The organism is Sphingobacterium sp. UBA2480, from assembly GCF_002341965.1.
GTDB lineage: Bacteria > Bacteroidota > Bacteroidia > Sphingobacteriales > Sphingobacteriaceae > Sphingobacterium > Sphingobacterium multivorum.
Genome location: NZ_DDPA01000007.1, coordinates 1,135,176 through 1,160,143, shown reverse-complemented (window position 1 = coordinate 1,160,143; position 24,968 = coordinate 1,135,176). Strand labels below are relative to the sequence as shown.

Genomic DNA, 24,968 nt, shown 5'->3' with positions numbered 1-24,968 from the left:
ATGAACGATAATTTATTAGAAGCAAAAATTAATTCCCTTCCACCGATTACCGATTGGCAAAAAGTATTTATGGTACTTCAACAGGCAAATGAGTCTTTTTTACGGGGAGCTACTTTAAAAGAATTAGGCGAACAACTTGTAGGTGATATTGAAATCCAAGGGGCCGATTTTTATGATCTTCCAATTGCAACATCTTCAACACCTGTACCACTACCAATTCCGACAACATCAAAAAAATTCGGTTTTTTAGCGAATGGGAAATACAGTCAACCAACTGGGGGAACATTGGAATATACAGCTACACAATGGGGTATGACTTTATTTGATGGGACTAAATGGGTAAAGAAATTCACTCTAGATATGCCCCTTCCCGAAGGTACCAATGAAATTGAAGAGGGAGGGCAATTACTTCTCAACCAAGATGGTGGTTACAAGCTAAAATCTGGTATCGACGGGGAATTGTCACATGTAATAGAAAAAACTCCTGTTACAACTATTGTAGAAAACAATGGTGGGTTCAATGCTTGGGGATTTGAAGTTTCTACATTTTCAGGATATGGTGATGATTATGGCCCAATAAAGAACTTTAATAAGCTATCGTTTTATCTTAAGGATTTACAGCCTGCTGAATTGGCTAAGGTTACTAAACTAAAGTATCAGGTTAGGGAAGTAAATGAAACAGGGACATTATTGGCATCTGGGGAGATAGATATAGATTTCACCAAAGGTAAAATTGACTATGTAAATGTAATGTTGCCATCATTAATTAAAAATGATAGTGGCGTCAATATTTGGGTTGGTTATTGGGGTAATGGAAATGTTCCTATAGCAATTGGAAGGAGATTGCATAATCCAACAAGGCAAATAAGATATAAAACAATCGGCGGATATAATACTGATTTTTCGGATTCTAAGTTGACAGATTCTCCACAAGCATATTTTCCTTTTGTTATATTTTCAAGGGAAGAGGATAACATTACAGCAGCTAAGAATTATGCTGACGATGTTATGAATAAAGGTAATGCTATTGGAAACATCCAAAGTGGCGACACAAAAGCGACTTCAGGTGAAAAGGTATTCAAGGAAGTAAAAAAGTTCAATGATATAATTAAAAGTGACTTTGTTGTAGATAGTTCAGAGATTGTCGGGGGTACAACAATACTCACTGCAAATTCGACATTCGCTGCTTGGGGGCAATTAATGGGGAAGAAAAAAGATTTCGACGCATTGCGTTTCCCGTTCAGGCCATATGATACTAACAATATCCCAACTTATGTTACTATGTCCATAAGGAAAGGTAGTGACACTGGTCAGATATTGGTTCAAAAAACATTGACAGGCACGTTCTTGGTAAACACGACTGTTGATTTAATTTTTGTCTTAGATTCAAGATTTGCTAATACCGCAGAAGATGACCTTTTCGTGCAATATCATTCAGATGGATATTTAGCTGCAATAGGTACATTTGGAAGTCAAACAAGTCCACTTTTCTATACTACTGTCAAGAATAGTTCGACTCTTGATAAGACGACAACCAATACCAATGTGCTTCGAACCGAATTTTTAAAAGGCGGAACAAGAGGAACATTTACCCCTGCTGGTGCACAACAAATTAAGGAAATTTCGGGAACAGTAGCCCCAGCAATTCCTTCAATTCTGTTCCCTTCAAAGGTTTATATTTATCCAAATTCTGAGTTCAATATTTTTAATAAAAATGTTGTGATTCCACGAGTAGGCGAGAATTTCAATAACTTTTCTCTTGACTATAACGGTAATTATGGTAAGCAATACAAACGTTTTTTTAGACTTAGTCCTGTAGGCGCTAACCTAAATAGCCCTTTAAGCCTTTCATTGTATAAAGATGGTCTATTGCTGGATACAAAGACAGTACAATTGTATTCAGCAAACACTTCAACAGGTTCGGGTATAACTAGAAAAGTACTGATTATTGGTGATTCAACAGTAGACGGCTCAAATATCAATATTCCACTGAAAGCTATTTTTGATGCTGATTCCATGAAAGTTGAATTTGCTGGTACACGCGGGACTACAGGATTAAAACATGAAGGCCGCGGCGGATGGACACACAATGATTACTATGGCCCTGGAAGAGTATTGTATGTGATAAATGTTTCAGGAATAACCACAGCTCCTTCCATAAATTCAGTTTATGTTCAGGGAGGTGTTAATTACACCGTTATTGAGGTTAATATGACTGGCGGGACTGGATATTTTAGCGTACAATCTGCCGCTTCAAATAGACCCGTAGATGCATCAGGCACATTAACCAAAGTTTCAGGGGCAGGTGATGCGACTATTGTTTATTCAAGTTCTTCCACTACTCCGACAAACCCACTTTATAATCCTTCAACACAAAAGTTCGATTTCTCATATTATTTGCCTTCTACAAGTCAAACAATGAGCGCTGGCGACTGGGTATTTTTTCAACTTGGTATAAATGATATGTTTGGTCAGGATGACTTAACAGCTGCAGCAACTAAGGCAGCAACTATGATGACCCAGCTTAAGGAAATGATTGACAGCATACATGCATATAATGCGAATATTCGTGTAGGGATAATCATCACATTCCCTCCAGCAGATCAAGACGCTTTTGCTGCGAGCTATAATTTGGGACAAACATCTGAAAAATATACAAGAATAGGCTTGCTGACATGGCAAAAAAAGGTATTATCTGATCTCGATACAACTACAAATTTTAATGCTAGAACATATGTTATTCCGGCTCATTTCAATCTCGATTGTGAATATAATTTTCCGAGTGAAAATGTTAAGCCTAACGCGAGTTATTCAGGATCAATATTGGTAAATCAACAGACTAATGGCGTGCATCCTAATGCTGACGGGTATGATCAAATAGCACGAATGTATGCGGCTATAATTAAGTATTTTGGATAATAAAAAAGGGACAATCAATCGTCCCTTTTTTATTATTGTAATAATTCGTCTATCTAAATACGTTCCCTAAGCAGCTTATATTGATTTTGGAATTCACGATCCGCTTCTGTGTCAAAAAACACATTTGGATCTCTTAACGGTATGTGTGTTTTTTGTAATAATTTTTCACGTAAATCGTCCCAATGACAGAATATAATAGCGCCATGTGTATTGTGTAAAATTCCAATATTTCCTGGAAGTGTGTCAGATATAAAATTATTAGTTAAGATAGTTTTTAGAGCGTGGTCAGCTTCATTACTTCCACTCATGTAGGCGATGTGAAATTGGTCTACATCCATGTTACGATAAGATAACAAACTAACAATTGATACCCTAGAAAATACATATCTTAAACTTGTTGGAGGATGGGTAATTGATAATAGATTTTCACCAATAAAATTGTTCTCTAAAATACGCCAGGAAAGCATCCTGACAAATGCCCATAATCTAAACACATAATTTTCATTTTTTAGTATATCCCTACAGCCCTGGTAATTAGTATTATATTCTTCCATCAAAGTGTTAAAAGTACTACGAGCAGAATAAGCATCTGCATCTATTTCCATAGTTTGACGATCCAAACTAGCCATTGCTGACATTTTACTTTTTACTGAGGAATATTCTTGAATGAATCCAACACCACCAGATAATAATAAATCAACATGGCCATTAAGAATATGACCTAATTCATGAAAAAATATATTAAGTATCGATTGCTGGAAAATCCAATTTGCAAGAATAGTCCTACTTTTGGTAGTAGGTTTAGGCTTTAATACGTTTTCTAAAACATTTGAATCATTTATAGACTTCAAATCTATCAATTCAGTATCTGACTCTCCGGCTGACTCTCCAAATTCAACCAACAGGTTTGGATTGGCGCTAATCTTCTGTGCGAAAAAGTCATATAGGGATAATACACCTATATTTATCCCAATAAAGTAAGTGTTTTCTATTTTCGTAGCGAACGCATTGACTGTTGTATCGTCAATAAAATCTACATAAATATCTATTTCTGGCCCACTAAAATCTTTTGCTACCTGATTTAGCTTTTCCTTGAGTCCAACTACACTTTGATGTGGTTCAATGTACCCCCCTGAGTTAAAGTTTTCTTGAAAAATTTCTTTGTTACTTTTCATAATAATATTTAAATAAAAAAACTAGTGATTAAATATAAAAATTTTATGCAATAATTTTCAATTTGGGCAGATCACTGAACTCATCGTTAACCTTAAGCGCCAGATCCAAGTTATCGTCGTCGTCCAAATGAGCATAAGTCATCGTTGTTTCGATTTTGGTATGCCCTAATATCTTATTTAAAGCAAGTATATTCCCGCCAAATTTCATAAACAAATGCCCAAAAGTATGTCGTGCCGTATGGCTAGTCACCTTTTTATTTATATTACATTCCCTCATAAATACTTTTAATGTCCGGTTATACTCTTGCTCAGTAGGCAAGTCAAAGAACTTTCCCCTATTATTAGATATGAATCTTTTTGCAATTGGGATAAGAGGTATCGTTATAGTCTTCGGTTTATTTTCTGAGTTTTTAACCATTAGGAACTGGAGGAAGTTATCCGACACCATCCATTGATAAGTTGATTCGTAAAGATCCGAAATCCGGAATGCTGTAAAGCAGCAAAAAAGGAATGCAGATAGCACTTGGTAATCCTGGGCGCCTAAAGCACCTTCATCCAATTTGTTGATCAGTTTAATTACCTCTTCCTTACGTAGGTATATAGCTTCTTTTTTGTGATATGAATTCTTGACTTCTTTGGGGCCAAACTCGGGAACATATATTCCATGCTGCTCGCTAGCAATGGCTAAATATGCTTTCACATCTTTGATCCGTGTCCAAACGGTATTATCCTGAATAGCCTTCTTAACGATTCTGCCATTCTCCCGGATTTCAGACTTGAGATAATTTCGATAATCCGCAAACCATTTCTTGTCGATCTCAGGGAATACTGTCAGCGGTCTAAAGTCAATGATCGAATTGATAGTGCTAAGATGGTTCATATAAGTACGTTTGACAATCTCTTTTGAAGTATAGCGCTCTCTTCTTGACAACTGCATAAATGCGACCAATGATCGAGAAGCATCAAAATATAATAGCTCCCTCTCGACCATTTCATTTGACAAGATCCTGTTCTGAAGACGGAACCTTTTTGCAATCTCGTTTATCTTCGATATATGGTCGCGAATGATCAAGTTATAATCATTTACATCAGGATCATTTTTGAAACGCTGGCGGAGCTCATTCTTGCCGAAATCTATTTTGTCAGCTGGCCATTCCAAGTTTAGATTGAATTGTTTTCTATCGGCCTTTGGCCCAATACCTGAAATATAAGATTCAACATACAGAGCAGACATTCCATTTTGCTGTATGCGTGCTTTCCACGTAAAGAGTTTTAAAGAAATTTTGAACATTACTACGGGTGATGATAAAGATTAATACAGGCCTTGATCTTGTCTACATCATGTCTACAAAATTTCGGCATTAAAACTAAACCACCCGTGTCAAGGAGTTGATTCTATGTTCCCAAAAGGGTATTTTAATCAAAAAGGGCCTTATCATGTGTAATGTTAAGACCCTTTTAGTACCCGGAGCCGGAGTCGAACCGGCACGGTTTCCCACTGGTGTTTGAGACCAGCGCGTCTACCAATTCCGCCATCCGGGCATATCCGTTTGGGATGATGCAAAAGTAGGTTTTTTATTGAAAAGGAGAAAACTTTTTGAATAAATTTTCAATCAAAACCAATATAGGACTGAGATTCAGTCAAATAATTTTTCATTAGTTACTCAAAAAACTTGCTTTAACTGTGATATTAGCTGTTTTTTTTCTTGATGCTGTATTAAATGCACCACCTGAAGAGTATTCTTCGTTGTCGTTTTGTCCCGTTATCTGAAAAATTCCCAGATCGGCCTTTACCAGATTACCCAATCCGGCATTCGATTCCTTTGCGATATTCTCTGCACGTTGATGTGCATTTTTTGAAGCCTGTGAAATAAGTTCCAGCTTTAGATCCTCTAGCTTGGAGTAATAATAGTTAGGGGTACTGGAGCTAAGTTCTATCCCCTTGGAAATTAATGTCGATATTTCTCTTGAAGCATTGTCAACTTTATTTAAGTCTTTTGATTCGACACTGACGGCCTGCGATAAGGTATAACCGGAAAAAGTATTATAACCATTGCCTTTTCCATCGGTATGATATTCAAAGTCTTTGGCAATATTAACAGCCTCGAAACGGATCTCGTCAGCCTTAACCCCCTGTTGTACTAAAAAGTCCCGCACCAAATCTCTATCGGTAGCCAATTGTGCTGAAGCAGCACTCAATTCATAATTCTTTCGGCTAAAAGTAGCACTCCATTTGACTAAATCGGATTCAAAATCTTTTTTGGCATTACCATTAACAGTGATTGTCTGCGTCGATTTAAACTTATAGCGATAAGCTGTACCCAATATCCAGGTGCCGAGCAAGAGCACAACGCCCATTATAATCGAAATAATAACAGCGGATGATGATTTCATAACCAGTTTTTTATGTTTACGTAACAATGAATATACCAAAAAATCGATGTTTATTTATTTTTTATGAATAAATTGCGACAAAAAGGTTTAAAAATATGAATAAGAAAAGTATCTGTATTCCATTTTGTTTTCTGGCTGCATTCGCTGCCCATGCGCAAAAGAAACCATTGGATCATACGGTATATGATAGTTGGCAAAGCGTATCATCACCCTATATCAGTAAATCGGGAAAATTTATCCTATTCCAGGTCGTTCCACAAGAAGGCGACAATCAGCTTTTTCTCAAAACCAAAGAGAACAAAGAAATCATTCAAATTCCCCGTGGGTATAATGGAAAACTAACAGATACCGAAAATCATCTGTTAAGTTTGGTCAAAGCGCCATTTGCCTTAACCCGCGAAGCCAAGATCAAAAAGAAGAAAGCCGAAGATCTCCCAAAAGATTCATTGGCAATCTACAATGTAACAACGTCATCCCTTGTCAAATTTGCGCAGGTAAAATCCTATAAAATTGCTGATCAAAACAACAATTTCGTCTCTTTTCTTTTCGACAAGGAAATAAATGAAAAACCTGATTCAAAAACGGCTACTGATGCCACACAAGCAAAGAAAGGCAGCGATAAAAAGAAAAAAACAGTGGCAACGCTTGCTTTATATGATCTAAATTCTGGTGATTCGGTGCAATTCTCATCTGTAGATCAATACGAATGGAATAAAAATGGATCAAAAATCGTTTTTTCAAAAAAAACAGATTCAAAAGATAGCCTATCAAAAGAATCTGGAGTCTACCTTTACGAAATAGCAACTAAAAAGCTTAAAAAGATATCAAATGGAAAAGGTAATTATAAAAATTTCAAATTTGATGAATCAGGTAATCAGCTCGCTTACCTGGGGGATCTCTCCAATGAAAAGGCATTACTAAAAAATTACAATCTATATTATTATGCCAATGGTATAGATACAGCCCAATACCTCGCAACAAAAACAAGCAATGGTATACCTAAAGACTGGGCCGTTAGTGGGGATGGCGATATCCGTTTCAGCAAAAATGGGGAGAAGCTATTTTTCGGCATAGCACCAATACCACGTGTCAGAGACACCACTTTGGTTGATTTTGAGCATGCTAAAGTGGACGTTTGGAACTGGCAAGACGACTATTTACAGCCCATGCAGTTGGTCAATTTAAAGAAAGATCTTGCAAGAAATTTCTTAGCGGTTACTTACCCCAAATATAATCGCAACATTATTCCCCTTACGGACCAAACATTTAACTCCACCGCACTTACACCGGACGGAAATGAAGAGTATATCTTAGCTCGCACTGATTTTGGCAAGCGCATCGCAAGTCAATGGGAAGGCAGTACACGAGACGACATTTATCTGGTTTCAACAAAAACAGGAAATAAAGAGTTAATCCTTTCAAACTTTTCAGGAAATGCAATCTTAAGTCCTGACGCAAAATACATCGTATATTTCGACCAAGATAAAGGTTCCTGGAATTCCTATCAGGTTAGTTCAAAGAAAAAGATTGTGCTAAATGACGGTATACCAGCGTCCTTTGCCGACGAGGAAAATGATATGCCTACTGCCGCGCAAGGATATGGCATGGCAGCATGGAGTCCGGACTTTAAAGGGATTTACGTCAATTCGAGGTATGATATCTGGTATTTTAACTTGGACGGTTCCAACAAATCCATCTTGACCAACGGCTATGGAGCTGCATCGCAGACAACTTTCCGCTACTTACCGCTAAAAAGAGAAGAGGACCGCGAACAAGCCACAACACTCGACTATAAAAAGGGTGGTTTTCTAACTTCCTTTGACAATAAAACCAAAGAATCTGGTTTCTACCAGTTCAAGGGGCAGCATAGCGATCCTAAAAGTCTTTTGGTGGAGGCAAAAACGTTCAGGAATATCAGCTCTTCAGCGGATCAACAAACGATACTGTACAGTAAAGAGGATTATATGAATTCGCCTAATATCTACACCAATACCATAAAGTTCAAAGACGAATTACAACTATCCAATATTAATCAGCAACAGGCAAATTACAACTGGGGGACAGCGGAGTTAGTCCATTGGACAACGCCCGAAGGAAATCAGGCTGAGGGAATTCTTTATAAACCAGAAAATTTTGATCCTGCAAAAAAATATCCCATTATAGCTTACTTCTATGAAAAGCTTTCAGATGGATTATATACGTATCAACCCCCTGCTCCTACGCCATCGCGTTTGAACATCCCCTATTTTGTAAGTAACGAGTACCTGGTATTTGCGCCAAATATAAGCTACAAAACAGGTCATCCGGGTAAATCAGCTGAAGAATACATCAATTCTGGGATGAGATACCTCGCTCAGAATGCATGGGTTGATAGCACAAAGATGGGAATACAGGGCCAAAGTTGGGGCGGTTATCAAGTTGCTCACCTCATTACGCGGACCAATATGTACGCTGCAGCATGGACTGGTGCTCCTGTCGTCAACATGACATCTGCCTATGGCGGAATACGCTGGCAAAGCGGTATGTCCCGCCAGTTCCAATACGAACATACACAAAGCCGCATCGGAAAAACCCTGTGGGAAGCTCCAGAACTATATATCGAAAATTCACCTTTATTCCATTTGGATAAAGTTAAAACTCCTGTTGTCATTATGGCTAATGACAACGACGGGGCCGTGCCATGGTATCAAGGTATTGAAATGTTTACTGCGTTACGCCGATTAAACAAACCTGTATGGATGCTGAATTATAATGGTGATGAACATAACCTCATACTTCGACAAAACCGTAAGGATATACAAATTCGCGAACAGCAATTCTTCGATCATTTCCTAAAAGGTGCCCCCGCTCCTGCTTGGATGAAGAAAGGAGTACCTGCCACCGAAAAAGGAATAGACTGGGGATTCGAATTATAACACAAAACAATAAAAAAGGTGTGATTTATATAAATCACACCTTTTTTATTAGCCAAAAACCATAATTTTTGAATTATTTCACAAAAAACATCAAAAAAAATTTCAGTTTTCAATAAAAACACAATATTTTTGAAAAACAAAATCAACAAAACTGTAATTTAACTACAAAATACAAATGTCGAACCTAAGATTCAAAGCAGTAGAAGCAGCAGGCTCACGCCAAATTGCTTCATTTGAAAAAGTTGAAACTAAAAAAGCAACTGACATTTACGGAAAGAATGTTTTTTCCGTAAACAAAATGAAAGACTACCTTCCTAAAAATTCATACAAGGAGTTAGTTGCATCCATTGAAGAGGGACAGATTATTTCAAGAGATTTGGCTGAACACATTTCACAGGCCATGAAAACTTGGGCACTTAACCACGGCGTTTCTCACTACACACACTGGTTTCAACCTTTAACGGGTTCGACTGCTGAAAAACATGATGCTTTTTTTGAGCCAGACGAAAACGGTGAAGCCATTGAAAAATTTACTGCTGACGCATTAGTTCAACAAGAGCCCGATGCATCTTCTTTCCCAAATGGTGGTATCCGTAATACATTCGAAGCTAGAGGATATACAGCTTGGGACCCATCTTCTCCTGCATTCATTTACGAAACAGGTGCTGGTAAAACATTATGTATTCCAACAGTTTTTGTTTCCTATACGGGTGAATCATTAGACTATAAAGCTCCTTTATTGAAAGCCATCAACGCAGTAGATAAAGCGGCAACGGATGTTGCTCAATATTTTGACAAATCGGTCACTAAAGTAAACGCTTCTCTAGGTATTGAACAAGAGTATTTCTTGGTTGACCTTTCCTTATATAATGCTCGTCCAGATCTTCAGTTAACGGGCCGTACGTTATTTGGCCACATGTCGGCCAAAGGCCAACAATTGGAAGACCACTATTTTGGTGCGATTCCAGAGCGCGTATTAGCGTACATGGTGGACTTGGAAAACGAAGCGCTAAAATTAGGTATTCCTTTAAAGACTCGTCACAACGAAGTTGCACCTTCTCAATTTGAATGTGCTCCAATGTACGAAGAAATCAACTTGGCCATCGATCACAACCAATTGTTGATGAATGTCATGGAACAAGTTGCTTTAAGACACAACTTCAAAGTATTGTTGCATGAAAAACCATACTCTGGTGTCAACGGATCTGGTAAACACAACAACTGGTCTTTAATCACAAATACTGGTGTAAATTTATTATCTCCTGGAAAAACACCTAAAAACAATTTGATGTTCTTGACTTTCTTCGTCAATACCATCAAAGCTGTTTATGAATACGCTGATTTGATGCGCGCTTCTATCGCTAGTGCAAGCAACGATCACCGTCTGGGTGCAAATGAGGCTCCACCAGCAATTATTTCAATTTTCTTAGGCTCTCAATTGGATGAGCTTTTGGAAGAAGTTGAATCTGCTCGTGTTGCTAAAAAAGTAAAAGCAGAGGCAAACTTATGGCATGGTATTCCTAAAGTTCCTGAATTAAAACTGGACAATACAGACCGGAACCGTACTTCACCATTTGCCTTTACAGGTAACAAGTTTGAATTCCGCGCTGTTGGTTCTTCTGCAAACTCCGCTTTACCGATGACCGTGTTGAATGCGATCGTTGCAGCGCAATTGATCGAGTTCAAAACAGAAGTAGATAAACAAATCAAAAAAGGCACGAAAAAAGATCTTGCGATCTTAAATGTTGTCCGCAAATACATCAAAGATTCAAAAGCTATCCGCTTTGAAGGCAATGGATACAGCGAAGAATGGGAAAAAGAGGCCGAAGCACGTGGTCTTTCTAACATCAAATCGACACCTAAAGCATTAGATGTTTATGTAAAAGAAGAATCTTTAGCCCTGTTTGAATCACTAGGTATTTATACCAAACGTGAATCAGAAGCTCGCCACGAAATTTTGCTTGAAAACTTCTATAAAAAATTACAAATTGAGGCGCGTGTCATCGAAGAGATGGTTAACAACCAAATCGCCCCGGCATGTTTCATTTATCAAAACGAATTGATTGAAAACGTCAAAGGATTAAAAGACCTGGGTCTGGCACAAGCAGCATTCAGCTCTCAATTGAACTTTGTAGAACGTATTTCAACACACGTAAATACCATCTTGGAGCAAGCTGAAGCAATGCGTCAAGAACGTAAAAAAGCAAACCAAATTGATGATGTACGTGAGAGATCAATCGCTTACGATGAATTGGTTAAACCATATTTCGATGTGATCCGTTATCATGTCAACAAATTGGAGAAAATTGTTGATGACAAAAAATGGCCTCTTCCAAAATTGAGAGAGATCTTATTTTTAAGTTAAGATAACTTCCCAATAAAACAAAAAGAGCCGGCGATATTGCTGGCTCTTTTTGTTTTAGGGGAACGTTCGTCATCTCTTGCTCCTTACCTCCTCTCACAACAATAGCTCCTATTTTTTTAATCGATTATCTTCGTCATTATCCCCCCCCTTTTTATTGACTGACTTAATATTCATATTACCAAAACGATAAGAAACAGACAATCGGATAACCCGACTATCATATGCATTTCGTATACGATAGTATCCATTTTCCTGATAACTCGACAGTCTGCGCTGGCCTCTTGTATTCAAGACATCATTTATACCCAACTTGACATTCAATTTTTTGTCAAGAAATGTTTTACCTGCACCTAGATCAATGCCATAGTAAGACTGAAAACTAAATACGCCATATACTGCTGGCGAGAAATAATTGCCCGTCAGCTCCAGGTTTGTTGTTTCCCCAATTCGGATATCATGATTGGAACTTACCTGAAACGATAACTTTTCCAATTGGCGTTGCGCTCCGGAGTGCTCATCAAAACTAAACTTATTATAAAAAGCGCTGGCATTGTTAGAAATACTCCACCATTTAAAAAGCTTAACGGGTATATTGACATTCATGTTGTAATAATCAAAATAAGCCAAATTTCGATCGGTCTGTGCAATAGCTTTGGTCTCTGAATTACTTTCTATGACCTGAGTGATTGCATCGTTGGTCCTCTTATAGCCCAAACTCAGTAAATAGCGATCTTTAAAGGTATAATTTACTTCATACGAATTGGTATATTGTGGATTTAAATAAGGGTTGCCATACTGATACGTGTATTGATCCAAATAATACACAAAGGGATTCAATGACCCATAATCAGGGCGGTCAATACGTCTGCTATAACTCGCACCAAGCTTGTGATTATCATTAATCTGTTGCTGTACAAATATTGATGGAAAAAAATCGGTATAGGTACGTTTTGTTTGTTGCTCAAGCGTCACTGAGTTTCCTAGGGAGTTCGTATTTTCAACACGCAGTCCAGTTTGTACCGAAAACTTTCCGAACGATTTATTTAAACTGAAATAAGCTGCTGCTATATTTTCATTGTACAAAAAATGATTACTTTGACCATTATTTTGCACAAACTCGCCTTGCTGATCCTGATCTTCGTACAACAAATTATTATCTGTTTTTACGCGGCTATATTTTAACCCCGCCTCGAGTTTCGTCGTTTTATTAAAAGGATGCACAAAATCGGTTTTAAAAACTAATATTTTTGTCTTAGAAAGCATATCATTCCGGAAAATATGCGGTGATTTAAATTCTTCCCAGTTTGCGTCCAAAAAATGGTTTCCAACAGTGCTATTGTCATTATTTTTCGAATATGAATAGTCCCCATTAAATGTCAATTCAGTCCCTAAGGTATCAAATGTCTTTTTGTAATTCAGATTATAAGTGAGGTAATGGTATTTAAAATCTGACAAATTACTTCCTAATACTACCGAATCAAGCTTTCCTTTTTGAGAAGCGATCAGATTGCTTCCCTCCCGTGTTGAATGACCATTGCTTACATTACCATTAACCACAAATCCAATGACCTCCTGTTTCCCCAGGTTAAAATCTGCCGCAAATTTGAAATTATGGCCTCGATAGCGGAATTTCGAATAAGAATCCGAATTGAAAAAAGTCGTCCCGCTTTTGGTATCTACAGCCCTATCGATATCTAAATCATTAAAGCCTAAGGCAGTTGCATAGTTATAGGAAGAAAATAAGTTCACCCAATTGTTACGATGGTTTATGAGAAAGCCACCATCAGCCTTTGTATATTTACCCTGCCCTAAATTGAGGTTTAAACTAACATTACTTCCAAATTGCGTATTCCTCTTTGTCTTAATATTAATAATTCCTGCATTCCCTGCCGCATCATATTTTGCAGGTGGATTGGTGAGTACTTCGATCGAGGCTATTGCATTTGAAGCTGTATTTTCCAATAAGCGCGACACTTCATCTGCAGAAAGATAAGTAGGCTTACCATCAATCATGATGATCACATTACTTTTTCCACGAAGGTTGATCTTTTTGTTGTCTAAAGTTACCCCCGGGACCTTTTGCAAGAGTTCCAATGCGTTATTTCCGGTTGCCAAAATACTGTTCTCGACATTGAGCACAACTTTATCAAGGTGACTTTCAATTAATGGCTTCTTGCCAATTACCTGCGCCTCATCCAGCACTTTACTTTCCAGCTGTAATCGAATCGTATCCAGCACCTTGAAATCACCCGCACGCAGCATTATTTCCCCAGAACGATAAGTACCATAACCCACCGTGGACACCTGTAAACTGTACTTCCCCTCGGGTATCGCAAACAACACAATTTCTCCATTTTCGTTGGATAAGGTTCCTTTTAACAAGACATCATTGGGTTTACGAAACAGTGAAATATTTGCGGCTGCAATGGGCTTGTTGTCCTGCCCAACAACGACAGTACGTAATTTCCCCTCGTCAGACTGTGCTGAAACGGGTCCGGCATTAGAACACAGGAATAAAACAATAGAAAATAAGAGCAATTTAATTTTTTGTGGTTTCATAATGTAATTTCTTTGGGCTATCGATCGGATAGTCAACTTCATAATAATGACAACAAACCTCGTGTATTCATTACACGTTGACTAGCAGAAATAGACAGGTAGTGCGATTCACTCGGTAGACAACCAAATAATATCGGTAAACCCTATCCTTCGCTGATCGCTTTTACAGCGGATAGGATCATACGAGCTAATTTTGAATCTTCTGAAACATATCGTAGGAAAAAGACATCGAATCAAAATAAAAATTCAAAAAACAAATAAAATTCAAAACAAATAAATTGTATACAAAAAATATTAAGCATAATATTTGTATTTTTGCATCGAAAATTAGTAAACTGATTCATGAGCACTGTATCATTGAAGAAAAGACTCTACCGTATTTATATCCTTATGATACGATTTATGCATGGCGAGCATGCTGGAGACGCATTACGTAATGTTGCCATCAGTATTTTACCAAGTTTGGCGATCTATTTATTGGGAGCGCAAGCGAGCACGGCTATCGGAATCGGTGTCGGATCGTTGTTAACGACACTCACCGATCCTCCTGGCAACAGAAAAGATAAACTTTCTTCAGCTCTAGTATGTATTCCCACCTTCTTTGTTGCATCATTGTTTACAGCTATTGTATTTCCCTATCATTGGCCCTTGGTTATCGTGCTAGCGGCAGCCGGTTTTATATGCACCTTATACGGCATTTTTGGAGCCCGCTATGCTGCAATTGGAAACATGACATTGATTCTCATGAGTTTTGTGATCGGAATGGCCCCACAACACCCCTTTGCGGTTAGCTTACAGATTACAACAGGGTCCATAATATATTACTTTTTTAGCCTTTTACAAGCCTATATACAACCTTATCGCTCTTTAAAACATGCCATGGCTAATGGCTTTCATGGATTGTCCCAATTTCTATTGATACGATCACAGTCTTACGATCCCGATATTCCTTTGAATATTACGTACAGTCGCGTAGGAAAAATTCATGGCCAGATCAGCGAACAGCAGGAACAAATCAGGTCTCTTCTGTTTCGAGAAAAAAAAATCATAAGCCAACAGTGGCATAAAAGCAATTATTGGCTTAGTCAGGTTTATGGATTAATTGACCTCCATGAGTTAATTATTGCGCTTGATCATGACTACGATGCAATTCGCAAAAATCTTGCAGACACGGGCAGCCTTCCCATAATTCGTCACACAATCAAATTATTAGCGTTAGAAATCGATAGCTTTTCACAACCCGACAAGAGGTTCCGGTATGCACATCAATTATACCATAATAACTTTAAAATTAATGCCCTCTTACGGGATTTAAAAGAAATTCAAGAACAACAGGCCGATCCAGCAAAAGGTATATTATGTTCTATCATAAGCAACATCGAAGCAATTATTGATGTACTCAACAGAATCCAGGTCGCTTTTTATCAAAATCAGGAAATTCAGGATAAGATTGACACCAGCGAGTACCAACAATTTATCAGTCGACCATTACGTAATCTCGCTGATCTAAAAAGTAAACTCCATCTGAATAATCCGCTTTTTCGATTTGCGGTTCGGATGGCTCTTCTTTTTGGAACAGGTGCATTGATCGGTATTTTATTTTTGGATTTTAAATATACCTATTGGATCTTACTGACGATCGCTATTGTTGCCAGGCCAGCATTTTCAATGACAAAAACCCGTAATATAGAACGTATTGTCGGTACATTCTCGGGTATTATAGTTGGTGTGTTCTGCTTAATTTCTATTCATTTTCTTCCAGCACTCCTAACCATAGCTGCATTGGGTCTTTTTGGATTCTTTTTGTTCAACCGATCTAATTATATGGTCAGTGTCATCTTCATTACCTTGGGAATTGTGATTGCGCTCAATCTGTTCGAAGGGAACATCAATCTCATTTTAGGCAGCCGAATACTTTTCACACTGATTGGAGCATTCTTGGCTATAGCGGGTTATTTCTTGATACCTGTACGCCAGAGCACAGGCATGGTTCAGCTGGCAAAAGAGGTATCCCTTTACAACGCGCATTATTTCCAGATCATCAATAACCGTCTGTCGGACGAACGACAAAGTTCGTTTGATATACGACTGGCTCGTAAAAAGGCGCAGACCGCCATGGCCCTGTTTTCAGACGCCATCAATCAAATGAAAAAAGAACCCGAGCACAAATGGATGGATTGGTCACATATTCACCATTTTCAGGCACTCGCATATCAGGTCAATTCCCATTTGGTGGGCCTCTCGCTATCTTTAAACAAAAAGACGAATCGCCACCTCGCCTATGATATCCATAGTAGAATCGATGCGCTTAAACCTCTTCTAACAGATTTAAATCAAACTGCAGAACGGATCAATTTAAAGAAATCATAATACCCGATTGACAGTTACTTTTGCGGTTTCATCGGAAGATATGTGATGCCAATCGGCATGTTATTCAAAATTCCTTTAACTAAAAAATAGCATTTCTTTTGCTTTAATAAAAAAAGAGTTTATATTTGTGTCGTCTTCGAAAGAAGATTTCTAATCAACACCTCCCTTCATCAGTAGGTCTTGATTTATAAAGAAGTGGCGAGAGACTGGCTCAATGACCCACTGGCAACCTTCAATTTGTTTGAAAAGGTGCCAATTCCTGTCCAAAACAATATCGTTTTGGAGCATATAAATGACATAAGACAATGATTATTAAATTACTGAAGTCCATTAAAAATTCAGGTTCAACACAAGTGAACCGCACGATAAGCGAAAGTGTAACCCATCGTACAATTGTATCGATGCGAATGCGTATGCATATGCACTTCCATGCTTGTTAAAAATCATTTCCGTTTTCTTGGATAAAGATTTAACAGACCCTTCAAGGAGGTGTGTATGCTTCTCTTTTTACTTTGCAATTTCTTTTTGAACCCTTAAAATCTGATATATTATGTCTTCAAACAAAAATTTAAAATTCGAAACTCTTCAGGTTCACGCTGGCCAAGTCGCTGACCCTACTACGGGATCTAGAGCAGTTCCTATATATCAAACAACATCTTTTGTATTTGAAAATGCCGAACACGGCGCAAACTTATTTGCATTAAAGCAGTTCGGTAATATTTATACACGGATTATGAACCCTACTACGGATGTTTTCGAACAACGTATTGCGGCACTGGAAGGTGGAGTTGCAGCTGTTGCTGTTGCATCCGGCCAGGCGGCACAGTTTATAGCTTTAAATAATATTTTGGAAAGTGGTGACAATTTTGTTGCGGGATCCAACTTATACGGCGGTACATTCAACCAGTTTAAAGTTTCTTTTAAGCGCCTAGGCATCGAAGCTCGTTTTGCAACAGACGCCGAAGCAGATAAAATTGAAGCGCTCATTGATGATAAAACAAAAGCAATCTATGTTGAAACAATCGGAAACCCAAGTTTCAATATTCCCGACTTTGAAAAAATTGCTGCCGTAGCAAAAAAATATGACTTACCATTAATCGTCGACAATACTTTTGGAGCCGGAGGTTATTTATTTAAACCTCTGGAGTATGGTGCAAATGTGGTTGTTGAATCGGCAACTAAATGGATCGGTGGACATGGCACAAGCATTGGCGGTGTCATCGTCGACGGCGGAAACTACAATTGGGGCAATGGAAAATACCCGCAATTTTCCGAACCATCTGAAGGCTATCATGGTTTAGTATTTTCCGAAGTTTTCGGTGAAAGCGGACCATTCGGAAATATTCAATTTGCCATTCGGGCGCGTGTGGAAGGGCTCCGGGATTTCGGACCAGCACTCTCCCCTTTCAATTCATTTTTATTATTACAAGGACTTGAAACCTTGTCTTTGCGGGTGCAACGCCATGTAGACAACACTTTAGAGGTCGCAAAATGGCTTGAGGCGCATCCACAGGTAGAAAAAGTAAACTATCCGGGATTAAAAAGCTCTCCGAGCTTCGCTAACGCACAAAAATACCTTAAAAATGGCTATGGCGCGGTACTTTCTTTCCAGCTTAAAGGTGACGCAGCGCAAAAGGCCAATAGCTTTATCGACAGCTTAGAATTGATCAGTCATTTAGCCAATGTTGGTGATACGAAGTCATTGATTATTCATCCAGCAGCTACAACCCATCAACAATTGAGTGATGAAGATCAAGCCAATGCCGGAGTCTTCAAAGGCTTATTACGTCTTTCTGTAGGAATAGAGCATATTGATGATATCAAAGCTGATTTACAACAAGCTTTTGATAAAATTAAATAATCAGATTTTTTCGGCTTAAAACTTAAAACTGAAATGAGTAAGCATATATATCTGCACCCGGAGCCTTTTGTATTTGAAAATGGAAGAGAGCTTACTGATTTACAAATCAGTTATGAAACATTTGGCAAACCCAACGCAGATCGCAGCAATGTGATCTGGGTTTGCCATGCATTAACGGCCAATGCAGATGTGCTGGATTGGTGGTCCGGTCTTTTTGGAACAGGTGAGTTGTTTGATGCAAACGATTATTATATTATTTGTGCCAATGTCATAGGATCAGCATATAATAGCAGTAATCCGCTATCTGTAAACCCAGCAACCGGACAACCCTATTACCTATCTTTCCCCGAATTCACAGTGAGGGATTTGGTTCACGCACATCAAGTCCTTGCGGACCACCTGGAAATCAAACAAATAGAGATCCTTATCGGGGGGTCATTAGGCGGTCAACAAGCATTGGAATGGGCCGTATCGCACAGTATAGCCATCAACCATCTCATCGTGGTTGGAACAAATGCCGTCCACTCACCATGGGGTATTGCATTCAATGAAAGTCAACGTCTGGCCATTACAACTGATCGAACCTTTTACGCCAATCACCCTGATGGTGGAGCTAAAGGATTGAAAGTTGCACGCGCTATGGCACTGTTGTCTTACCGCAACTATACAACGTATGCCAACACGCAAAAGGAAGATGATAACGAAAAACTCGATCATTATAAAGCATCCTCCTATCAGAACTATCAGGGTGAAAAATTGGTGAAACGCTATAATGCGTACAGCTATTATTTCCTGACCAAAGCAATGGACAGCCACAATTTAGGTCGGGGAAGACGATCTATTGAATCTGCTTTGGCGAGCATTGATTGTCCAACTTTAGTCCTGAGCGTTAATACAGATTTGTTGTTTCCGCCACAAGAGCAACAATTCATCGCGCAACATGTTCCCAATGCCCATTATCAAGAGATTGAATCGACCTATGGCCACGATGGCTTTTTGATCGAAACAAAAAAACTCACAAAAATCATTAGCAGCTTTCTGCGGGAACAAAAAGAATACATAAACGAATTAGTATAAGAGAGTAAATAATATATAAGAGAATTTAAGAAGAGATATGAGTAATAAATTAACAATAGGGATGTTTGGGTTTGGTGTCGTAGGCCAAGGTCTTTACGATATCATCAAAACCAAAGATCTTAATCTGGAGATCAAGAAATTTGTCATTAAAAACGGAGATAAAAAACGCTCGCTACCAGCAGATTTATTTTCTACCGATGCCGAAACAATTTTAGGTGACCCAGAAATTAATACTGTTGTCGAACTAATCGATGATGCCGAAGCAGCATACCAACTAACTGTTCGTGCCTTGAAATCGGGGAAAAATGTGGTATCTGCCAATAAAAAAATGATTGCCAGCCATTTGGAAGAGCTGGTTGATATCCAACATGAATACGGGACCAGTTTATTATATGAAGGTGCCGTTTGCGGAAGTATTCCCATTATACGGAATTTAGAAGAATACTATGACAATGAATTACTGCATTCTGTCAGCGGTATTTTTAATGGATCTTCCAACTACATTTTATCTAAAGTTTTCAACGAAAATCAGCAATATACAGATGCTTTAAAGAAAGCACAAGAACTTGGTTTTGCAGAAACAGATCCAACGCTGGATGTAGGTGGATTTGACCCCAAATTTAAGGTATGTATTGTTGCTTCGCATGCGTACGGTATCTATGTCAAACCAGAAGATGTGTTCAATATTGGTATTGATAAATTGGGACAGCAAGATATTCGTTTTGCGAAAGAAAAGAACCTCAAGATCAAATTGATACCGACGGCAAAAGAGATCGACGGCGACAAAGTTGTACTTTATGTATTACCACGCCTAGTAGGCAAAGACAGCATGCTCTATAATGTAGAAAATGAGAACAATGGAGTATTGGTGAAAGCGGCCTTTGCAGACGAACAATTTTTCTATGGTAAAGGAGCAGGTGGCCACCCAACAGGTTCTGCTGTGCTATCGGATATCGCGGCTCTTCGCTATGGATACCGCTATGAGTATAAAAAACATTTAGAATCCAGCACATTAAATTATAGCCAAGATTATTTAATTAAGGTTTATTTGAGATATACAGATGATACACTGATTGAAAAGTTAAATTTCAGTGAAATCACAGAACGATATTACGCACCAGATTTCAAATATGTCATCGGACATATTAATCTTCAACAAATCGCAGCCCATAAAGCTGATTTGGATCAAGAGGGCAATTTTATTGCTGAAATCGCGTAGGCAATCAACAAACCAACCTACCTTGAAAATAGCCCCGAATGGGGCTATTTTTTTATCTTATATTTAGTCACCTTTCAACTTGAGATCTAAAATCCCACCTTCCACCAAACGTTCAAAAGGAAGTTGCCAACCTTTCCACAGGCGATTATTCAACCGAACTTGATCAACAATAGAACTATTGGGTTGCTCTTTCTTCACCTGAATGATAAATTTATTTTTTCTCAATTTCTTCGGCAATTGTATCGTTACCCGATCGAAAAGTGGCGCGCCTATCTGAAGTGCGGGCTTCTCGGTGGTGAGACTTCGGACATCGAATAGGCCGATACTCGACAAGACATACCATGCTCCAAGCTGTCCTTGGTCTTCGTCTTGTCCGTAGCCATAGCCATGTATCGCATCGTTACCATAAAACTCATTGCAAATTGCCCGTACCCATTTTTGACTCAGATCAGGTCTACCAGAAAAATAGAACAGCCAAGAGATATGCAGGTTCGGTTGATTACCGTGATTATAAAGACTTTCAATCCCTGCGAAGGCGTCAATTTGTGTACCACCTCCAAACACATTCTTCTGCGACACCGTAAAGATACTATCCAACCGCTGATTGAACAGATCCTTTCCAACGAGTTTAACCAATTCTTGTGGGACATGCGGAACATAGAACGTATACTGCCATGCATTTCCTTCCTGAAATCCACGCCATGGTTCATAAGGGTTAAAGTTTGAAATGAATCGTCCAGTACTATCCTTTGGCCGCATAAACTTCGTCTCGGCATCATACAGATTGCGCCATCCATTGGATAATTCCTGAAATTTAACATAGTCTTTTTGACGCCCCAATGATTTTGCAAATTGCGCAGCCGCTCCAGCGGAAAAAGCATATTCCAAGGTATGCGAAGCGCCAAAAGGAGATCCATTGGTCATTAATTCGGGACTGCCATGATCATCTTTTATATACGGTGAGTAGCCTTTGCGGACGAAAACTCCCACATCTAACTTTCCTGCTCCAGGCAGACGGTCCTTCGCTTCCAATTCATTTTTGCGTACCGCATCATAAGCAAGATTCATATCATAGTCACGAATACCGACATTGTAGGCCGCTGCGATTGCCAAACCCGTAAAATTAGTTCCTACACCCGAAACGTATTTACTGTTGGCAATACCGTCTCCTAACCAACCTGCATCGCGATAGACCAACAATTGACTCTGAATCCAGTCGTTGTAATAGTCTGGATACGCAATAGACCACAACTGTGTCAAATTCCAAAATGCGCCCCAGATAGCATCGGTATTATAATGATGATGAATCGGTTGCCCTTGCTTATTTAGGGCAATCTGCCCTACCGAGCCGTCATTTTTGGGATATGCACCATTTACATCGCTTGCAAGCCCACGGCCAAGTAAAGCATGATACAATCCCGTATAAAATTTAATGCGGTCGTCCGCTTTGCCCCCTTCCACCAAAATTCTTCCCAGTTCACTATTCCAGGTTTGCAAGGCATTATTCTTTGCAGCATCAAACGACATATCCTTCGCCTCTTTAAGCAAATTCAGTTGTGCGTTTTCTACAGAAGTATAAGATAAACCCGTCTTGATGTCTATTGATTCGCCTGCTTCAGTGCCAAACTTCAGATATACTCCAGCTCCTTTTCCTTTTATGCGCGTATGTTGGTCAAAAGTTATAGAATCTCTAAATGTCCCAAAAGACTTCGGTTGTTTGTTGATCTCCGCAAAGAAAAACATTTTGACCGTAGCCCCCTGCTGATATTTTTGTACATATACAGGATTGGTAACCACATATCCCCAGACGTGCTGTTTGTCATAATTTACTTCGGCATCAACGACCGGTCCACTTTCCCCCATCACATGGCCAATATCGAAAATAAGGTTGGCTTCTTCCGTTTTTGGAAAAGTATAGCGGTGAAAACCGACACGCTTAGTTGCCGTAAGCTCAGCAAGTATATTATAATCTTTTAGCATGACACGGTAATAGCCAGAAGTGGCAAATTCATCCTTCTTGTCAAAATCGGAACGATAACCGCTTTTTGGACGATCAAGCTGACCGGGCATTGTCTTCAATTTTCCGACGGATGGTGCAAATACCACTCCGCCTACCTGAAATTCGTGAAAATTAGCAAAGCCTTCTATTGAGGTATGCCTATCGTCATAACCCACGGCCTCCCAGCCCGACTTGTTCCCATAGCTTCCATTTGTGCTCGGAGCGAGCTTAGCCATTCCAAAAGGTACGGCTGCTGGTGTATAAAAGAAATACCGACTATGGACGGATCCAATATTAGGTTTTACAAAAACGGTCAAATCTGTTTTCTGCTGTGCGGAAACAGCTGCCGTACTCACAAATAAACTACAAAAATAATAAATGATACGCTTTACCATTGTTCTCAATTAGGTTCTACAGCAAACTTACAAAAAAATAGAGTATGTATAAACATGAGTTAGATTTTATTACTTAATTTAACGACTTAACAGATTGCATCGCAACGCTTAAATTTGTAAAATTTTAAATACTAATCAAATAAAACACTATTAAAGCTTAAATACTGACATTTTTCCATAACTTTGATTGTACATACATATTAAAATATAACCAGTAAATAAATTCAAAAAAATACACATCGAACGGCTGATCTTCGATCACAAGCCTGAAATAAATACAAATTAACGTTGAAATAAATACCAATGATTGACAGGTACACTTGTCAATCCTAATTAATTACAATACAACCACAATGAAAAAAAACACCACATTTTTTAGTCTAATACTTCTGTTACTCGGAACCCAACTATCAGCACAACAAACAAAACCCGACCTTATCGCGCAACTTAAGTTAGCAAAAAGCATTCTAGCGGATCAAAACCTAAAATATGTGGACAGCCTTGCCCGAGAGGTCATCAAAGAAGGTTTCAATGCGGGAAGTGGCTACTCACAAATTTGGGCCAGAGATCTCAATACATTCATCGAAACCGCATTGGAAGAGCGGTCCCAAGCGGACATTAGAGGGGCTATTTTAGTATTTTTTAAGATGCAACAGCCCAATGGCGAAATGGTAGACGGCTATGTACTAAAGAAAGACTTTACCTGGCATGATGATAAACCCTACTATTCAAAAAACGCTCCTGATCATGTGGGTTTTAAAAACACGGTAGAAACCGACCAGGAAACGTCACTCATCCAATTGTTGGGTAAATACATAATAAAAACAAAGGATTACAGTATCTTGGAGGAGTCTGTCGGTGGAATTTCTGTAAAAGACCGTATCCAACTTATGTTGGATTATCTGAAAAAGGAACGGTTCAACCAAAAGTATCAGCTACTGTGGGGTGCGATGACAGCAGATTGGGGAGATGTACAGCCCAACGACAGCTTTGGTTGTGATTGGAATGACCAACTTTCCAATGAGGCAATCGATATTTATGACAACGCGATGTTTATTATTGCATTGCAGGCATTGATTGATATCCAGCCCAACTCTCCAAAGGTGGCGGAATGGAAAGGATTAAAAAAGAGTCTCGAAACGAACAGTAGACGTTATTTATGGGATAAGAAAAAACAAAAATTTATCCCACACATATATCCTAAGACATCACCTATTCCTAAAGGATTTGATGAAAATACGATCCATTATCATGGTGGCACCGCCATCGCTATAGAAGCGGGGCTACTAACACCTTCAGAAATAAAAACAGTCAATACGCAAATGCTGGAGAACGTCCGGTTATCTGGCATGCCGAGTATTGGATTGACCTTGTACCCAACCTATCCCGTCGGATTTTTCATTGGCGGAATGGCTCAACCTTACCAATACCAAAATGGTGGTGATTGGACCTGGTTTGGCGGGCGGATGATCCAGCAACTCGTTTTAAATGGCTTTTATCAGGAAGCCTATACCGAACTCCAACCGATGATCGATCGGGTTGTGAAAAACAAAGGATTTTACGAATGGTATGGTCAAAATAACGTACCCAGTGGATCAGGAAAATTCAAAGGTTCAGCAGGCGTGCTGAGTAAAGCAATAGCTCTCCTAGAAAGCTGGGCTGAAACTACCCTGGAAAAGAATCATTAAAAGAATAAATAAATTAGCTATTCACTCATCCA

General features: G+C 38.8%; 13 protein-coding genes, 1 tRNA gene and 1 riboswitch. Of the genes, 8 read left to right on the top strand and 6 right to left on the bottom strand.

The window, feature by feature from the left end; translation table 11 throughout:
• Positions 1-2,919 (top strand): SGNH/GDSL hydrolase family protein, encoded by a 2,919-nt coding sequence (locus B3600_RS18060; RefSeq protein WP_286753862.1) that lies wholly within the window; start codon positions 1-3, stop codon positions 2,917-2,919.
• Positions 2,920-2,972: 53 nt separating this feature from the next.
• On the opposite strand, the gene B3600_RS18055 is transcribed toward B3600_RS18060, so the two are convergent.
• The 4 genes from B3600_RS18055 to B3600_RS18040 form a co-directional block, all read right to left on the bottom strand.
• Positions 2,973-4,094, bottom strand: coding sequence for a M48 family metalloprotease (locus B3600_RS18055; protein WP_286753861.1), 1,122 nt, complete (start codon positions 4,092-4,094; stop codon positions 2,973-2,975).
• 43 nt (positions 4,095-4,137) lie between these two features.
• Positions 4,138-5,385: a site-specific integrase gene (locus B3600_RS18050; RefSeq protein ID WP_286753860.1), complete on the bottom strand. Its 1,248-nt coding sequence runs from the start codon at positions 5,383-5,385 to the stop codon at positions 4,138-4,140.
• A gap of 171 nt (positions 5,386-5,556) precedes the next feature.
• Positions 5,557-5,636, bottom strand: a tRNA-Leu gene (locus tag B3600_RS18045).
• Between the two features lie 114 nt (positions 5,637-5,750).
• On the bottom strand, positions 5,751-6,488 hold the full coding sequence (locus B3600_RS18040; protein WP_046674621.1) for an SIMPL domain-containing protein: 738 nt from the start codon (positions 6,486-6,488) through the stop codon (positions 5,751-5,753).
• A gap of 95 nt (positions 6,489-6,583) precedes the next feature.
• Here B3600_RS18040 and B3600_RS18035 point away from each other — a divergent pair, with 95 nt between their 5' ends.
• Positions 6,584-9,403, top strand: coding sequence for a S9 family peptidase (locus B3600_RS18035; protein ID WP_286753858.1), 2,820 nt, complete (start codon positions 6,584-6,586; stop codon positions 9,401-9,403).
• A 175-nt stretch (positions 9,404-9,578) separates the two neighbouring features.
• Positions 9,579-11,768, top strand: a complete 2,190-nt coding sequence (locus B3600_RS18030) for a glutamine synthetase III (protein WP_070565356.1) — start codon at positions 9,579-9,581, stop codon at positions 11,766-11,768.
• Positions 11,769-11,876: 108 nt separating this feature from the next.
• On the opposite strand, the gene B3600_RS18025 is transcribed toward B3600_RS18030, so the two are convergent.
• Positions 11,877-14,327, bottom strand: coding sequence for a TonB-dependent receptor domain-containing protein (locus B3600_RS18025; protein ID WP_286753857.1), 2,451 nt, complete (start codon positions 14,325-14,327; stop codon positions 11,877-11,879).
• A gap of 342 nt (positions 14,328-14,669) precedes the next feature.
• Here B3600_RS18025 and B3600_RS18020 point away from each other — a divergent pair, with 342 nt between their 5' ends.
• The 4 genes from B3600_RS18020 to B3600_RS18005 all read left to right on the top strand — a co-directional run bounded on the left by B3600_RS18020 (position 14,670) and on the right by B3600_RS18005 (position 20,854).
• Positions 14,670-16,697, top strand: a complete 2,028-nt coding sequence (locus tag B3600_RS18020) for an FUSC family protein (RefSeq protein ID WP_286753856.1) — start codon at positions 14,670-14,672, stop codon at positions 16,695-16,697.
• A 182-nt stretch (positions 16,698-16,879) separates the two neighbouring features.
• Positions 16,880-16,992: riboswitch (SAM riboswitch) on the top strand.
• Positions 16,993-17,247: 255 nt separating this feature from the next.
• Positions 17,248-18,558 carry an O-acetylhomoserine aminocarboxypropyltransferase/cysteine synthase family protein gene (locus B3600_RS18015; protein ID WP_046674616.1) on the top strand — a complete coding sequence of 437 codons (1,311 nt, stop codon included), beginning with the start codon at positions 17,248-17,250 and terminating at the stop codon, positions 18,556-18,558.
• A gap of 33 nt (positions 18,559-18,591) precedes the next feature.
• Positions 18,592-19,635, top strand: a complete 1,044-nt coding sequence (locus B3600_RS18010) for a homoserine O-acetyltransferase family protein (RefSeq protein WP_286753855.1) — start codon at positions 18,592-18,594, stop codon at positions 19,633-19,635.
• Between the two features lie 37 nt (positions 19,636-19,672).
• Positions 19,673-20,854: a homoserine dehydrogenase gene (locus B3600_RS18005; protein ID WP_046674614.1), complete on the top strand. Its 1,182-nt coding sequence runs from the start codon at positions 19,673-19,675 to the stop codon at positions 20,852-20,854.
• A 63-nt stretch (positions 20,855-20,917) separates the two neighbouring features.
• Here the strand turns inward: B3600_RS18005 and B3600_RS18000 are convergent, their stop codons facing one another.
• Positions 20,918-23,248: a GH92 family glycosyl hydrolase gene (locus B3600_RS18000; RefSeq protein ID WP_286753854.1), complete on the bottom strand. Its 2,331-nt coding sequence runs from the start codon at positions 23,246-23,248 to the stop codon at positions 20,918-20,920.
• Positions 23,249-23,601: 353 nt separating this feature from the next.
• On the opposite strand from B3600_RS18000, the gene B3600_RS17995 reads away from it, so the two are divergent.
• The gene (locus B3600_RS17995) at positions 23,602-24,936 is read left to right on the top strand and encodes a hypothetical protein (protein ID WP_286753853.1); all 1,335 of its coding nucleotides are present in this window, start codon (positions 23,602-23,604) and stop codon (positions 24,934-24,936) included.
• Positions 24,937-24,968 lie beyond the last annotated feature (32 nt).

Bases quoted from the DNA above. Each gene is read 5' to 3' on its own strand.
- B3600_RS18035 (WP_286753858.1), top strand. From the start codon at position 6,584: ATGAATAAGAAAAGTATCTGTATTCCATTTTGTTTTCTGGCTGCATTC.
- B3600_RS18005 (WP_046674614.1), top strand. From the start codon at position 19,673: ATGAGTAATAAATTAACAATAGGGATGTTTGGGTTTGGTGTCGTAGGC.
- B3600_RS18010 (WP_286753855.1), top strand. From the start codon at position 18,592: ATGAGTAAGCATATATATCTGCACCCGGAGCCTTTTGTATTTGAAAAT.
- B3600_RS18055 (WP_286753861.1), bottom strand. From the start codon at position 4,094: ATGAAAAGTAACAAAGAAATTTTTCAAGAAAACTTTAACTCAGGGGGG.
- B3600_RS18025 (WP_286753857.1), bottom strand. From the start codon at position 14,327: ATGAAACCACAAAAAATTAAATTGCTCTTATTTTCTATTGTTTTATTC.
- B3600_RS18040 (WP_046674621.1), bottom strand. From the start codon at position 6,488: ATGAAATCATCATCCGCTGTTATTATTTCGATTATAATGGGCGTTGTG.
- B3600_RS18060 (WP_286753862.1), top strand. From the start codon at position 1: ATGAACGATAATTTATTAGAAGCAAAAATTAATTCCCTTCCACCGATT.
- B3600_RS17995 (WP_286753853.1), top strand. From the start codon at position 23,602: ATGAAAAAAAACACCACATTTTTTAGTCTAATACTTCTGTTACTCGGA.
- B3600_RS18015 (WP_046674616.1), top strand. From the start codon at position 17,248: ATGTCTTCAAACAAAAATTTAAAATTCGAAACTCTTCAGGTTCACGCT.
- B3600_RS18000 (WP_286753854.1), bottom strand. From the start codon at position 23,248: ATGGTAAAGCGTATCATTTATTATTTTTGTAGTTTATTTGTGAGTACG.
- B3600_RS18020 (WP_286753856.1), top strand. From the start codon at position 14,670: ATGAGCACTGTATCATTGAAGAAAAGACTCTACCGTATTTATATCCTT.
- B3600_RS18030 (WP_070565356.1), top strand. From the start codon at position 9,579: ATGTCGAACCTAAGATTCAAAGCAGTAGAAGCAGCAGGCTCACGCCAA.
- B3600_RS18050 (WP_286753860.1), bottom strand. From the start codon at position 5,385: ATGTTCAAAATTTCTTTAAAACTCTTTACGTGGAAAGCACGCATACAG.